The organism is Stenotrophomonas sp. EMP41 (assembly GCF_047495535.1).
In the GTDB taxonomy this organism is placed as follows: domain Bacteria; phylum Pseudomonadota; class Gammaproteobacteria; order Xanthomonadales; family Xanthomonadaceae; genus Stenotrophomonas; species Stenotrophomonas sepilia.
Map to the genome: position 1 here is coordinate 3565739 of NZ_CP179923.1, position 14106 is coordinate 3579844.

The window sequence follows — 14106 nt, forward strand, 5'->3', positions numbered from 1 at the left end:
TTAATTTGGCAAAACTGCGGTTTCCCGCAGCCCGCGACGGACCCGGTTGATCATCGTCAGCACGCACAGCACCGCCATGGCCGCGGCCACGCCCGTGACCGTCATCGCGCCAACCCACTCAAACGCCAGCAGCAGGCCCAGCGCACCGATCACGAAGGCGCGGTCGCTCTTGCCCATCGGGCCGTCATAGCGGCGGCTGGCGCCGACCATCAGCCCCAGCACGCCGGCGTATTCGCTCAGCGCCGCGGTCCAGGCCAGCAGCCACAGCGCCTCCGGGCGCACGCCCGGCACGCTGAGCAGGCTCAGGTACAGCGCCGCATCGGCGATCACATCGCACAATTCGTTCAGATAGGCCCCCAGCCGCGACTGCTGGCCGAATTCGCGGGCCAGCATGCCGTCCACCGCGTTGAGCGCCATGCGCAGCAGCATCCACAGCGGCAGCAGCAGGTACAGCCATGGCTGCGCCGGCGCGCAGCACCAGACGGCGCCGGCCACCAGCAGCGAGACCACGGCAGCGGCCACGGTCACCGCATTGGCGGTGATCCCCATGCGGTACAGGCCGCGTACGGCCGGGCGCAGGAGGTCCTGAAAACGTCCCTTCAATGCATAGATCGACACGATCCGAACCCGCTGATCCTTGGCAGTTCCGGCACAGCCTACCCGATTGGGGCCGCGCGCCCCATCGCATTGATTGCCGACCACCCCCGGCCAGACTGTGCTGAAGGCGGCCACAGGCCATCGGTGCGGGTTGATTGCCACCACCAGCGCCCGCCACCGGCCCCCACCGCCTACAATATCGGCCCCGCTCCGCTGCCGATTCTGTCCCATGACTGCTGATCTGTTGCCCGTCCGCCGGGCCCTCCTCTCCGTTTCCGACAAGACCGGTCTGGTCGAGCTGGCCACTGCGCTGGCGGCACGCGGCGTGGAGCTGCTGTCCACCGGCGGCACCGCCAAGGCGATCCGCGAGGCGGGCCTGGCAGTGAAGGACGTGGCCGAGGTCACCGGTTTCCCGGAAATGATGGACGGCCGGGTCAAGACCCTGCACCCGATGGTGCACGGCGGCCTGCTGGGCCGCTCCGGCCTGGATGACGCGGTGATGGCCGAGCACGGCATCGGCGCCATCGACCTGCTGGTGCTGAACCTGTACCCGTTCGAATCGGTCACCGCCAAGGCCGACTGCACCTTGGCCGACGCGGTCGAGAACATCGACATCGGCGGCCCGGCCATGCTGCGTTCGGCGGCCAAGAACTTCGCCCGCGTGGCAGTGGCCACCGACCCGTCGCAGTACCCCGAGCTGCTGGCCTCGCTGGAGGCCAACGACGGCCAGCTGTCGGCCGCCACCCGCTTCGCGTTCTCGGTGGCCGCGTTCAACCGCGTCGCCCAGTACGATGCGGCGATCAGCAACTACCTGTCGGCGGTCACCGCCACCGACGCCGCCGTGCCGGCCCGTGCCGAATACCCGGCGCAGATGAACTCCACCTTCGTGAAGGTGATGGACCTGCGCTACGGCGAGAACCCGCACCAGAGCGGCGCGTTCTACCGCGACCTGTACCCGGTGCCGGGCACGCTGGCCACCTTCCAGCAGCTGCAGGGCAAGGAACTGAGCTACAACAACCTGGCCGATGCCGACGCGGCGTGGGAATGCGTGCGCCAGTTCGATGCACCGGCCTGCGTCATCGTCAAGCACGCCAACCCGTGTGGCGTGGCCGTCGGCGCCGGCAACGGCGATGCCTACGAGCTGGCCTACGCCACCGACCCGACCAGCGCCTTCGGCGGCATCATCGCCTTCAACACGCCGCTGGACGCCGCCACCGCCAAGGTGATCCTGGACCGCCAGTTCGTGGAAGTGCTGATTGCCCCGGACTACGAGCCGGCCGCGCTGGAATACGCGCAGAAGAAGGCCAACGTGCGCGTGCTGCGCATCCCGCATGGTGATGGCCTGAACAACTTCGACAGCAAGCGCGTCGGCTCGGGCCTGCTGCTGCAGTCCTCGGACAACCGCGGCATGACCCGCGACGAGCTGAAGGTGGTCAGCAAGCTGGCGCCGACCGACAAGCAGTTCACCGACCTGCTGTTCGCCTGGAAGGTGGCCAAGTTCGTGAAGTCCAACGCGATCGTCTACGCCAAGGACAACCGCACCATCGGCGTGGGCGCCGGCCAGATGAGCCGCGTGTACTCGGCCCGCATCGCCGGCATCAAGGCTGCCGATGCGAACCTGGTGGTCGAGGGTTCGGTGATGGCTTCCGATGCGTTCTTCCCGTTCCGGGACGGCATCGACGCCGCCGCTGCCGCCGGCATCAAGGCGGTCATCCAGCCGGGCGGTTCGATGCGCGATGCCGAAGTGATCGCCGCCGCCGACGAACATGGCCTGGCCATGGTGTTCACCGGCGTGCGCCACTTCCGCCACTGATCCGCATCACCAAGCCGGGCCCTGCCCGGCTTTTCTTTTCCGTATCCGAGAACCCTGTCCCATGAAGATCCTCGTCATCGGCTCCGGCGGCCGCGAACACGCCCTGGCATGGAAGCTGGCCCAGTCCTCCCGTGTCACCGACGTGATCGTGGCGCCCGGCAACGCCGGTACCGCCTGCGAAGACAAGTGCCGCAACGTGGCGGTGAAGGTGACCGATATCGACGGCCTGCTGGCGCTGGCCCAGGCTGAAGGCGTGGCGTTGACCGTGGTCGGCCCGGAAGTACCGCTCGTGGCCGGCGTGGTCGACCGCTTCCGCGCCGCCGGCCTGCGCATCTTCGGGCCGACCGCCGCCGCCGCGCAGCTGGAAGGCAGCAAGGCCTACGCCAAGGACTTCCTGGCCCGCCACAACATCCCCACCGCGTTCTATGCCGTGCACACCGACGTGGACGCTGCCCTGGCCTACATCCGCGAGAAGGGCGCACCGATCGTGGTCAAGGCCGATGGCCTGGCCGCCGGCAAGGGCGTGATCGTCGCAATGACGTTGGCCGAAGCCGAAGACGCAGTGCGTGACATGCTCTCCGGCAACGCGTTCGGCGATGCCGGCGCCCGCGTGGTGATCGAGGAATTCCTCGACGGCGAGGAAGCCAGCTTCATTTCGATGGTGGACGGCGTGCATGCGCTGCCGATGGCCACCTCGCAGGACCACAAGCGCGTCGGCGACGGCGACACCGGCCCCAACACGGGTGGCATGGGCGCGTACTCGCCGGCGCCGGTAGTGACGCCGGAGGTGCATGCACGCGTGATGCGCGAAGTGGTGAACCCGACCGTGCAGGGCATGATCGCCGACGGCATCCCGTTCACCGGTTTCCTCTACGCCGGCCTGATGATCGATGCCAGCGGCGCGCCGAAGGTGATCGAATTCAACGTGCGCTTCGGCGATCCGGAAACCCAGCCGGTGATGCTGCGCCTGCAGTCGGACCTGGTCGAACTGGTGGAAGCGGCGATTGATGGCCGCCTGGACCAGGTAGAAGCGCAGTGGGATGCGCGCCCGTCACTGGGCGTGGTACTGGCCGCGAAGCCCTACCCGGAAGCGCCGATCACCGGTGACGTGATTTCCGGCCTGGGCGACGTGCCAGCCAGCGCCAAGGTGTTCCATGCCGGTACGGCGTTGGATGCGCACGGCCAGGTGGTCAGTGCCGGCGGGCGCGTGCTGTGCGTGGCGGCACTGGGTGACAGCGTGCGCGACGCGCAGGCCAATGCCTATGCCGGCGTGGCCAAGGTCAGCTGGGCCAACGAATTCCACCGCAACGACATCGGCTGGCGCGCGATCGCGCGCGAGGGGTGAGGCGGGTGCGGCATCAGGGCATCCACGCGTGGCGTGGATGAGAACGCCGCAAAAAAAAAAAAAGGCCCGGCAATGCCGGGCCTTTCTTCATTCCAACGCCTTCCCGCTTACGCGGTGAACAGCGCCTTCATCTTCTTCAGCGCGTTCGCCTCGACCTGGCGGATGCGCTCGGCGGACACGCCGTACTCGTCGGCCAGCTCCTGCAGCGTCACCTTGCTGTCGGCATCCAGCCAGCGACGACGGATGATGTCGCGCGAACGCGCATCCAGTTCGGCCAGGCCTTCGCGCAGCAGCTGCATCTGGTTGTCTTCGTTGTCCTCGCGCTCGTAGGCCATCGACGGGTCTTCGTCATCGGCAACCAGGAACGCAGCCGGCGACGGCGGTGCGTGCTCGTTGTCCTCGTCGGTCGGCGCATCGAAACCGATATCGCGACCGGACAGGCGCGACTCCATTTCCATGACCTCGCGCTCGGACACGTTCAGGTCCTTGGCCACCGCGCTGACTTCCGCCGCGTTCATCCAGCCCAGGCGCGTCTTCGACTTGCGCAGGTTGAAGAACAGCTTGCGCTGCGCCTTGGTGGTGGCGACCTTCACGATGCGCCAGTTCTTCAGGATGAACTCGTGCATTTCGGCACGGATCCAGTGCACGGCGAAGGAGACCAGGCGCACGCCCATGTCCGGGTCGAAGCGCTTGACCGCCTTCATCAGGCCGATGTTGCCTTCCTGGATCAGGTCGCCCAGGGCGAGGCCGTAGCCGTTGTAGCCGCGGGCCACGTGCACCACGAAGCGCAGGTGCGAATGCACCAGCTCGCGGGCGGCGTCCAGATCGTTGCCGTCGCGGAAGCGACGGGCCAGGTCCTGTTCGTCATCGACCGACAGCACCGGGATCTGGTGCACGGCACCGATGTAGGCGTCCAGCGAACCGAGCGCACTGGGAATCGGGAGATTGTTTGCCACAAGGGCAGTAGAGGTGTTCTGGCTCATAGGCACCCATCTTAGCAGTCCGGGATTTGGACTGCTAAAGGAGGAAAAAGTTCCAGCATCCTATTGATGCAACACTGGTCCCAAACAGAGCCCTACCGTAGCGCGATTTGATGACAGTGGCGAGCACGCTTTTCGGGATTCACAATCCCTTGCAATTCAAGCAATTACCTGCCGTAAAGAGGCCGATTCCAGTCAAGCGGAGCTGAACGGGCCGTTCTGAAGGCCCATTCAGGCCCGGGGACGTTGCCCGGTGTTCAGGCCCAGCGGCCCGCCGGCGATCAGAGCGCCGAACGCGGCGGCAGCGACCAGTCGATCGGGGTCTGGCCGCGGCGCTGCAGGTACTCGTTGGCCATCGAGAAATGCCGGCAGCCGAGGAAGCCACGATGGGCCGACAGCGGCGACGGGTGCGGCGACTTCAGCACGCGATGGCGACGGGTATCGATGACCTTGCCCTTCTGCTGCGCATAGGCACCCCACAGCATGAACACCAGGCCTTCGCGTTCGCGGTTGAGCACGTCCACCACGTGATCGGTGAAGCCCTCCCAGCCACGTCCCTGGTGGGCGCCAGCCTTGCCCTCTTCCACCGTCAGCACGGCATTGAGCAGCAGCACCCCACGTTGCGCCCACGGAATCAGGCAGCCGTGGTCCGGGCGCGGGATGCCGAGATCGCTCTCGATCTCCTTGTAGATGTTCAGCAGCGACGGCGGCACCGGCACGCCCGCCGGCACCGAGAAACTCAGGCCATGCGCCTGGCCGCGGCCGTGGTACGGGTCCTGCCCGAGGATCACCACCTTCACCTGCTCGAACGGCGTGGCGTCGAACGCGGCGAAGATCTGCGGGCCGGGCGGGAACACCGCCGCACCACTGGCCTTGCGCTGGCGCAGGAAGCTGGACAGCTCGCGCATCTGCGGCTGCAGCAGGTAATCGCCGACATGCTGCTTCCAGCTCGGTTCCAGCTGGATCGTCGGGGTGTCGGCTACTTCATCCATCATCGAATCAGGGGTCCATCGTTCAATCGGGCCAGGCGCAGCTGGAACAGCACCTTGGTGACCAGCAGCCGCTCTTCGATCGGCTTGAGCACCAGGTCGTTGGCACCGGACTGCAGCAGCCCGGTCTGGTTGTGCGGGTTGCCGTCACCGGTCATCACCAGCACCGGCAGGCGGCGCTTGCCGTAACCGAAGTCCACGCGCACGCGCTGCACCACGTCGCGCCCACTCAGTTCGCCCTTCAGGGTGACATCGGTCAGCACCAGGTCGATGCGGTGGCGGCTGCGGCCCAGCGACTCGGCAGTGAGCAGGGTGAATGCCTCTTCGGCGCTGACCACGTGCAGGACGTTCAACTGCTGCCGCTCAAGCATGCGCTTGGTGGCCTCGGCCACCACGCGGCTGTCCTCGATGTAGAGGATGGTGGCGCCGGGGATGGTCTGCGGCTGCACATAGCCACGGATGAAGGTCGCCAGCGCCTCATGGCCCAGCGCCTTGTCGAAATAGTCGGTGACGTACTCGGTGAAGCGACGCTGCTCCAGGTGCTGCTGGGCATCGCCGGACACAACAATCACCGGCACATAGGCCTGGCCGGCGGCTTCGCGCACCATCCGCGCCAGCGCCAGACCGTCGCCATCGCGCAGGGTCAGCGAGGTCGTCACCAGGTCCACCGGGCCCTGCGCCAGCGCCTGCTGCGCCTCCTCGATGCTGTCGCAGCCGATCACCTCCACGCCCGGCAGGTCACGCTGCAGGACATCGGCGATCAGCTTGCGGACCAGCTTCGAACCATCGACCACCATCACCCGCGTCGCGGGCCCTTCAAGGTGCTTCAGCGCTTGCGGTTGCATGCCGGTCTCAGGTGTCGGTCGGGCGGGTCTGGCGGAGGAAGTGGCCGGTTACCAGCCAGGCGCCCAGCCAGCCCAGCAGCAGCGTGCCGACCAGGACCAGGCCGCCGTGCAGCAGGTCCAGGCCATGCAGCACGAACGGGCTGCCGTAGCTGCGCGAGAGTTCGGCCAGCGGCACGCGCAGGGCGGCACCGGCGGCGCCGATCAGGGCCAGCGCTACCGCGCCGGCGCCCAGCCCGTACCACGCGCCCAGGTACAGGAACGGGCGGCGGATGAAGCCATCGCTCGCGCCGAGCAGCTGCAGCACGCCGATCTCTTCGCGACGGGCCTGGATGTCAAGGCGCACCGTGTTGCCGACCACCAGCGCGGCGCCCACGCCGAGCAGCACCGACAGCACCTGCACCAGACGTGCACCGAACGCCAGCCAGGCGTCCAGGCGCTGGCGCCACAGCGCATCGTGCTGCACCAGATCGGCCTCGGGCAGGCTTTCCAGCGCGCGTGCCAGACGTGCGTCGTCCTTGCCCTGGCCCGGGGTGATCACCAGCAGCGAGGGCAACGGATTGTCGTTGAGCGCATCGATCGCCTCACCGAGGCCGGCATCGCGCAGTTCCTGCAGGCCCTGCTCGGGTGTGCGCACATTCACTCCGGCCACATCATCGCGGTCGCGCAGCTGGCCGGCCAGGCGAAGCGCACCGGGACCATCGACGTTGCTCTTCAGGAACACGTTGATGTCGCGCGACTGCTGCACGCTGCCGGCGAACTGCTTGAGGTTGTCCAGCGCGATCGACAGCCCCAGCGGCAACGCCAGGGCCAGCGCCATGACCATCACGGTCAGCAGGGTCGCCCACGGCTTGCGGCAGGCGCGGCCCAGGCTGAACACCACGCTGTGCACGTGGTGCTGGAACCAGACGCCCACGCGCGACGGGGCGGCGGCTTCGCTGTTTTCGTTCTTCGCCATCGGTTACTCCGCCAGGTCCTGCGGCGAGATGTCATCCACCAGCCGGCCGTGGTCGAGGATCAATACGCGCTTGCGCATGCGGCGCAGCAGCGGCAGGTCGTGGCTGACCACCAGCACGCTGGTACCGCGCGAGGGCAGCTCGGCGAACAGGGCCATGATCTCCGCTGCCAGGGTCGGGTCGAGATTGCCGGTCGGCTCATCGGCCACCAGCAGCTTGGGCTCGCCGACGATGGCGCGGGCGATGCCGACGCGCTGCTGCTCGCCGGCCGACAACTGCGAGGGCAGTGCCTTCTCACGATGGCCCAGGCCCATGCGCTCGAGCACTGAACGCACGCGCTTGTTGATGTCGCCCCGGCGGGTACCACGCAGGATCAGCGGCAGCGCCACGTTCTCGGCAATCGAGCGGTCCATCAGCAGGCGGTGGTCCTGGTAGACCGCCCCCACCGCGCGCCGGTGGCGCGGCACGTCGCCGCCGCGCACCTTCAGCAGGTTGCGCTCGTCGAACACCACCGCGCCGCGGCTGGGCCGCTCGTCGAGGTGGATCAACTTGAGCAGCGTACTTTTACCCGCACCGGAATGGCCGGTGACGAACAGCATCTCGCCGGGCGCGACCTCGAAGCTGACATCGGTCAGCGCCTCGTGGCCACCGGCGTACTGTTTGCTGACATTGTCGAAGCGCAGGACACTCATGCCCCGATTATGCAGGACCGGCGCGACGGCGTGGAGATGGTCACGGGATCGGTAGTGCCGGCCGCTGGCCGGCAGCTATGTGGGTTGCCGGCCAAGGTGGGTGCCGACCGTTGGCCGGCACACCTTTCAAGGCCACCCGACCAAGGTCGGGTGCTACCCGCTAGTTGCCCGACAGCATCCGGCGGATCTTGCGGCCGATGCGGGTCAGGAACGAATCGCCGGTATCGGCGGCGGTACGCACCGGCTTGGCCACCACCTGCACCGGGGTGACCGGGCTGGCGCCGTTGCCGGCGTTGGCCTGCACACCCTCTGCACCCTCGACCGGACGGCCGTGGCGACGACGACGGCGCTTGCGCGGCTTGTGTTCACCATCCACGGCAGCGTCCGGTGCACCTTCGGCGCGCGGCGGACGCGGTGGACGCGGGGCCTGGGCAGCGGCGCCTTCAGCACCGGCGACCGGGGCGGCAGCCCCCTGCTCGCCTTCCACGCGCGGCTTGCGCGGGCCGCGCGAACGGCGTTCGCCGCTGCGCTCGCCGTCACGGCCACCACGACCACCACCACTGCCGGAACGACCGCCACTGCGGCCGCCACCCCGACGCTCTTCTTCGGCGGCGCGGGCTTCGCGCGCTTCACGGAAGATCTGGCCGACGCTTTCGTTGTCCTCGCCTTCCTCGCCTGCAGCCGGCGCCGGGCGTTCCGGGCGCGGCAGCGGCGTCAGCAGTTCCTTGGTGACCGGCTCGGAGGGAATCTTCTGCTCGATGTAGGCCTCGATGTCCGGCAGGCCCATCGCGTAGCGTTCGCAGGCGAAGCTGATCGCATCACCCTCTTCGCCCAGGCGCGCGGTACGACCGATGCGGTGCACGTAGTCTTCGGCATCGAACGGCAGGTCGTAGTTGTAGACGTACTTGATGCCATCGATGTGCAGGCCACGGGCGGCCACGTCGGTGGCCACCAGGATTTCCAGCTGGCCCTTCTGGAAGCGGTTGAGCAGGCTCTCGCGCTTCTTCTGCGGCACATCGCCGGACAGCACGCCGACACGGTAGCCGGCCTTTTCCAGCGAGCGGGCGACGCGCTCGACGAAGACCTTGGTGTTGACGAACACCATGGTCCGCGCGCCTTCGCTGCGCGACAGCAGGCCCAGCAGCAGCGGGATCTTCTCGTCGTCGGCCGGGAAGTAGATGCGCTGGCGCACGCGGGCAGCGGTGATGGTCTCGGCTTCGACCACCAGCTTCTGCGGCTCGTTCATGTGCTCGTAGGCCAGCTCCAGCACGCGATGGCTGAGGGTGGCGCTGAACAGCAGGGTCTGGCGGATGGTGCGTTCCGGCATGCGGCGCAGCAGGAAGCGGATGTCCTTGATGAAGCCCAGATCGAACATGCGGTCGGCTTCGTCCAGCACGCAGATCTCGCAGGCATGCAGCGAAACCACCTTGTGCTGCTTGACGTAGTCGATCAGGCGGCCCGGGGTGGCGATGATCACGTCCACGCCCTGCTGCAGCAGCTCGCGCTGCTTGTCGTAATCCACGCCACCGTAGACCAGCGCGAAACGCAGGCCCAGGTCGGAACCGAACTTCACCGCATCCTTGTGGATCTGGATGGCCAGCTCACGGGTCGGGGCGAGGATCAGGGCGCGGGGATCTTCCGGCTTGCGGTCGGCCAGCGCCGGACGGGTCAGCAGGCGGTTCACGACAGCGACCAGGAAGGCCAGGGTCTTGCCGGTACCGGTCTGGGCCTGGCCGGCAACATCACCACCGGGCAGCGCGACCGGCAGGGTCAGCGCCTGGATCGGGGTGCAGCGGGTGAATCCGGCTCCTTCAAGGCCGGCCTGCAGGGCCGGGTGCAGCTCGAAGGAGGAGAAGGTCAAATCGGTCAGCGGTTTGTCGCTCATGAGTCCGTCTTGGTATGGCCGCCGGCCCGTGGGGCGGCTGGCACTTCATCGTCTGGGGGCACCGTCGCAACTGCGGCCCCTGCGGCGGGTTGGCAGGCAGGGACCACCTGGTCCGCACGCCGCGCAATGCCCCAGTTTACCGCACTCGGGCAGGCAAACCGGAATGCGGCGTCTCATGGCATGCCGAGACACCACCTTCACCCAGCCACACCGGACTTGAACGACCCGCACGGGGGCGCTGGTGTCGCCCACTGCCAGCCCCATCTTCAGGAAGACAGTGAAATCCGACACATACCGGCCATCGAAGCGATCACGATACGCTGGGTTCCAGCCGGCGCCTGTCCCTGCCCCGCGATAGGGGTACACTGCCGGCCGTGAGCGTCCAGGCATCCCGCCGAACGCACCGCGGCAGTGCGCCGCGAGGCAACGACGAGGGTCGCGCCACCGGGCAAGGCCCAGTTCACCCACCTCCGGCATGGCCGGGTGCAATCCAAGACGAGAAACCAAGATGAGCGACAAGGTTGTACATGTCGGCGACGCCGACTTTGATAGCGCAGTGCTGAATTCCAAGGAACCGGTGCTGGTCGATTTCTGGGCCGAGTGGTGTGGCCCCTGCAAGATGATCGCCCCGGCGCTGGACGAGCTGGCCGATGCCTACCAGGGCCGCGCCAAGATCGCCAAGGTCAACGTTGACCACAACCGTGCGCTGGCCGCGAAGTACCACGTGCGTTCGATTCCGTACCTGGTCGTGTTCAAGGATGGCGAGAAGGTCGGCGAGCAGATCGGTGCGGTGGGCAAGGCCCAGCTGGCCGGCCTGCTGGACAAGGCCCTGGCCTGATCCTGCCGGTCTCCGGCAGCCGCCGAGCGCGGCTGCCGGCGGGCGCACCACGCCCATGATGAATGCTGTTCCCGGCGACCCTTGCATGGCGCCGCAGGCCGATGATAGTGTCGGCATATCCGGCCGCGTTCGCGTGCCGCACCCTCTGGACGCAGTTTCTTCCAGACCCATTCCCAACGTTCGCCGCCCCAGCCGGGCGCTCGCACCGTCAAGCGAGGAATAACGCTCTTGTCCGATAACACTTCCGAAACCGGCAGCGCTGATGCGCCCGCCGAAAAGCGCGTGCGCAAGCCCCGCGTGAGCAAGGCCGCCGCCCCGGCAGCCGCAGAAACCAGCGCCGCTCCGGCGCAGCCGACCCTGCCGCTGGCAGCTGCGCCCGAAGCACCGGCGCCGGCCGCAGCACCTGCGCCGAGCGCGCCCGCCGCCGAGGCCCCTGCCAGCAGTGGCGGTGGCGAGGGTGGCGAGGGCCGCGAATCCGGCCAGCCGCGGCAGCAGAATCACCAGGGGGGTGGCCAGAACCAGGGCCAGAACCCGTACAACCAGAACGGCCAGCAGGGCCAGCAGGGCCAGGGGCAAGGTCAGGGCAACCGACGCGACCGCTTCCGCAACCGCCGCGACCGTGACCGCAACAACCGCTTCCGCGACGATGGCATGTCCAATGACGGCGGCGAACAGCAGCCGTTCGTGCCGCGCCCGCACGCCAACGTGCCCGAGGGCTTCCCGGTCTACTCGCTGAGCGACCTCAAGCGCATGCCGGCACAGAAGCTGCTGGAAATCGCCGAGCAACTGCAGATCTCCGAAGGCGTGGCCCGTGCCCGCAAGCAGGACGTGATCTTCGCCCTGCTGAAAGTGCTGACCCGCCACGGTGACGGCGTCGCCGCCGACGGTGTGCTGGAAATCCTGCCGGATGGCTTCGGTTTCCTGCGCGCGGCCGAAGCCAGCTACCTGGCCGGACCGGACGACACCTACATCTCGCCCAGCCAGATCCGCCGCTTCAACCTGCGCACCGGCGACCACATCTCCGGCCGCATCCGCTTCCCGAAGGACGGCGAGCGCTACTTCGCGCTGAACATCGTCGACACCATCAACGGCGAGCCGATCGAAGCGTCGAAGAACAAGGTGCTGTTCGAGAACCTGACCGCACTGTTCCCGCGCCGCCGCTTCACCCTGGAGCGTGGCAACGGTTCGTCGGAAGACATCACCGGCCGCATCCTCGACCTGATGGCGCCGCAGGGCAAGGGCCAGCGCTCGCTCATCGTGTCGCAGCCGAAGGCCGGCAAGACGATGATGATGCAGCAGGTCGCCACCGCCATCACCACCAACCATCCGGACGTGCACCTGATCGTACTGCTGATCGACGAGCGCCCGGAAGAAGTGACCGAAATGCAGCGCACCGTGCGCGGCGAAGTCATCAGCTCGACCTTCGACGAGCCGGCCGCGCGCCACGTGCAGGTGGCGGAAATGGTCATCGAGCGCGCCAAGCGCCTGGTCGAGCACAAGAAGGATGTGGTGATCCTGCTCGACTCGATCACCCGCCTGGCCCGGGCCTACAACAACGTGGTGCCGAGCTCGGGCAAGGTGCTGACCGGTGGTGTGGACGCCAACGCCCTGCACCGCCCGAAGCGCTTCTTCGGTGCCGCGCGCAACGTGGAAGAAGGCGGCAGCCTGACCATCATCGCCACCGCGCTGGTTGACACCGGCTCGAAGATGGACGAGGTGATCTACGAAGAGTTCAAGGGCACCGGCAACAGCGAAGTGCACCTGAGCCGTCGTATCGCTGAAAAGCGCGTGTTCCCGGCCATCGACATCAACCGTTCCGGTACCCGCCGCGAAGACCTGCTGATCGAACCGGAGCTGCTGCAGAAGATCTGGATCCTGCGCAAGCTGCTGCATCCGATGGATGAAATGGCCGCGATGGAATTCCTGCTCGACAAGATGAAGAACACCAAGTCCAACGACGAGTTCTTCGGTTCGATGAAGCGCTGATCCACGGCATTGATGGAACGAGAAGAGGCCCCGCCATGCGGGGCCTCTTCATTGGGACCATCGCTACCGTTCATGGGCACCATGGAGTTATCGGCAGATCTGCCTCGGGTCCAACCCCAGATCACGACAGATGCGATCATGCGCCAGATGCGCCGCCCGATGCCGGAGGCCAACGGCAGCCAGCCAGCCGGGAATGGAGGGCAAGAGCATCTCCCATACATCAGCCTGCAATCGCCCCCTCAATGCGATCAGCAGCTGGCGGGCCTCGTCCTTCGCACCCGCGAAGTACGCCGCAAAAGCAAATGTCTCCATGCAGACCCCGTGATAGCTGTCGCCATGAACGGATGCAATGTCCTGCAGACGACACTCCAGGGTTTCGGGCGTGGCACCGGCCCATTTCAGTATTGCGCGGCGTAGCCACGCAGCGGTTTCCTCGTTTCCGAGATGGCGGGAGATTCCTCGCATCGTGCTGAAGCTGTCTGCCGCGGTCAGGGCGTCATCCAGCACCGCTTGTGCAGCCACGATGTGCGAGCAGCTACCAGCGGGCGCGTTCTCAACCACCCAATCGGCAAATCGAAAGTGATCATCGGGCTTGCCTCCCCAGCGCTGCCATGTCCCTCTCGCATACTGCACGATCGATGGGCAATGGAACGGCTCGGCCGCCATCGCCGCATCGAGCCATTCCTCCCTGTTTCCGTCACCTGCGCCGACCACGACGTTGCAGTGAATCAGGCCAGCCAGCGCCATTGCATTGCCAGGCTCCTGGGCCACGATGTCCGAGAGCTTCCGATATGCCTGCATCATGATCCCGGGGTATCTGCGTCGCCGCAACATCGGGATATCCGCTGCGTAACTCTCACCGCGGACTGTCCATGCCTTGTTGATGTCCGCATATGCAGAAACCAATAGAGGATGAGAGGATTGTGGCAACGCCTGCGTCCACGTCTTGATCCATCGACCAACCCGGCGTTCCACCGACAGGCGCCAGACAAGGTGCTCATGGGTTTCAGCCGCCCCCCCCGCCATCACGGCCTCGGCCGAAGCGTGGTCACCGGCATTCAGGTGCATGCGAACCCGCGAAAGATGGGATTCGACAAAGTGGCTTCGATGGGTTGCACAAGGAAGAACTCTCAAGCTCTGCAGCAGATATCGCATGAACGTGCATCCTCCAAACGCACCATGC

Annotated in this window: 12 protein-coding genes; 4 read left to right on the forward strand and 8 right to left on the reverse strand. The window is 66.8% G+C overall.

Translation table 11 applies throughout. From position 1 onward, the window contains the following. Positions 1–618, reverse strand: coding sequence for a CDP-alcohol phosphatidyltransferase family protein (locus ACMGRF_RS16385; protein WP_180880595.1), 618 nt, complete (start codon positions 616–618; stop codon positions 1–3). A 208-nt stretch (positions 619–826) separates the two neighbouring features. Here ACMGRF_RS16385 and purH point away from each other — a divergent pair, with 208 nt between their 5' ends. Then, positions 827–2410: a bifunctional phosphoribosylaminoimidazolecarboxamide formyltransferase/IMP cyclohydrolase gene (gene purH, locus ACMGRF_RS16390; protein ID WP_100478837.1), complete on the forward strand. Its 1584-nt coding sequence runs from the start codon at positions 827–829 to the stop codon at positions 2408–2410. Positions 2411–2471: 61 nt separating this feature from the next. Further along, positions 2472–3755, forward strand: coding sequence for a phosphoribosylamine--glycine ligase (purD, locus tag ACMGRF_RS16395; RefSeq protein WP_049412916.1), 1284 nt, complete (start codon positions 2472–2474; stop codon positions 3753–3755). A 107-nt stretch (positions 3756–3862) separates the two neighbouring features. On the opposite strand, the gene rpoH is transcribed toward purD, so the two are convergent. The 6 genes from rpoH to rhlB all read right to left on the reverse strand — a co-directional run bounded on the left by rpoH (position 3863) and on the right by rhlB (position 10099). Further along, positions 3863–4738: an RNA polymerase sigma factor RpoH gene (rpoH, locus tag ACMGRF_RS16400; protein ID WP_049412914.1), complete on the reverse strand. Its 876-nt coding sequence runs from the start codon at positions 4736–4738 to the stop codon at positions 3863–3865. Positions 4739–5016: 278 nt separating this feature from the next. Further along, positions 5017–5730 (reverse strand): uracil-DNA glycosylase, encoded by a 714-nt coding sequence (ung, locus tag ACMGRF_RS16405; protein WP_049412912.1) that lies wholly within the window; start codon positions 5728–5730, stop codon positions 5017–5019. Continuing rightward, complete coding sequence (locus tag ACMGRF_RS16410; protein ID WP_049441094.1) at positions 5727–6569, reverse strand: response regulator; 843 nt, start codon at positions 6567–6569, stop codon at positions 5727–5729. The genes ung and ACMGRF_RS16410 overlap by 4 nt, the downstream gene beginning before the upstream one ends. Before the next feature lie 7 nt (positions 6570–6576). Continuing rightward, positions 6577–7524 (reverse strand): permease-like cell division protein FtsX, encoded by a 948-nt coding sequence (gene ftsX, locus ACMGRF_RS16415; RefSeq protein WP_049441097.1) that lies wholly within the window; start codon positions 7522–7524, stop codon positions 6577–6579. A 3-nt stretch (positions 7525–7527) separates the two neighbouring features. Beyond that, a complete protein-coding gene (ftsE, locus tag ACMGRF_RS16420; RefSeq protein ID WP_005419728.1) occupies positions 7528–8214 on the reverse strand; it encodes a cell division ATP-binding protein FtsE in 687 nt (228 codons plus the stop codon). Positions 8215–8374: 160 nt separating this feature from the next. Continuing rightward, positions 8375–10099, reverse strand: a complete 1725-nt coding sequence (gene rhlB / locus ACMGRF_RS16425; RefSeq protein ID WP_088497439.1) for an ATP-dependent RNA helicase RhlB — start codon at positions 10097–10099, stop codon at positions 8375–8377. A gap of 508 nt (positions 10100–10607) precedes the next feature. Here rhlB and trxA point away from each other — a divergent pair. Both trxA and rho read left to right on the forward strand, forming a co-directional pair. Then, the gene (gene trxA / locus ACMGRF_RS16430) at positions 10608–10937 is read left to right on the forward strand and encodes a thioredoxin (RefSeq protein WP_005411275.1); all 330 of its coding nucleotides are present in this window, start codon (positions 10608–10610) and stop codon (positions 10935–10937) included. A gap of 228 nt (positions 10938–11165) precedes the next feature. After that, entirely contained in the window at positions 11166–12923 is a 1758-nt protein-coding gene (rho, locus tag ACMGRF_RS16435; RefSeq protein WP_049441105.1) for a transcription termination factor Rho, read from the forward strand. Positions 12924–13010: 87 nt separating this feature from the next. Here rho and ACMGRF_RS16440 read toward each other — a convergent pair whose 3' ends face one another. After that, positions 13011–14078 carry a hypothetical protein gene (locus ACMGRF_RS16440; RefSeq protein WP_180880593.1) on the reverse strand — a complete coding sequence of 356 codons (1068 nt, stop codon included), beginning with the start codon at positions 14076–14078 and terminating at the stop codon, positions 13011–13013. Between the last annotated feature and the right edge of the window lie 28 nt (positions 14079–14106).

Coding starts and splice junctions, on each gene's coding strand:
- ftsE (WP_005419728.1), bottom strand. CDS start 8,214: ATGAGTGTCCTGCGCTTCGACAATGTCAGCAAACAGTACGCCGGTGGC.
- purD (WP_049412916.1), top strand. CDS start 2,472: ATGAAGATCCTCGTCATCGGCTCCGGCGGCCGCGAACACGCCCTGGCA.
- ACMGRF_RS16440 (WP_180880593.1), bottom strand. CDS start 14,078: ATGCGATATCTGCTGCAGAGCTTGAGAGTTCTTCCTTGTGCAACCCAT.
- rhlB (WP_088497439.1), bottom strand. CDS start 10,099: ATGAGCGACAAACCGCTGACCGATTTGACCTTCTCCTCCTTCGAGCTG.
- ftsX (WP_049441097.1), bottom strand. CDS start 7,524: ATGGCGAAGAACGAAAACAGCGAAGCCGCCGCCCCGTCGCGCGTGGGC.
- ung (WP_049412912.1), bottom strand. CDS start 5,730: ATGATGGATGAAGTAGCCGACACCCCGACGATCCAGCTGGAACCGAGC.
- rpoH (WP_049412914.1), bottom strand. CDS start 4,738: ATGAGCCAGAACACCTCTACTGCCCTTGTGGCAAACAATCTCCCGATT.
- ACMGRF_RS16410 (WP_049441094.1), bottom strand. CDS start 6,569: ATGCAACCGCAAGCGCTGAAGCACCTTGAAGGGCCCGCGACGCGGGTG.
- trxA (WP_005411275.1), top strand. CDS start 10,608: ATGAGCGACAAGGTTGTACATGTCGGCGACGCCGACTTTGATAGCGCA.
- purH (WP_100478837.1), top strand. CDS start 827: ATGACTGCTGATCTGTTGCCCGTCCGCCGGGCCCTCCTCTCCGTTTCC.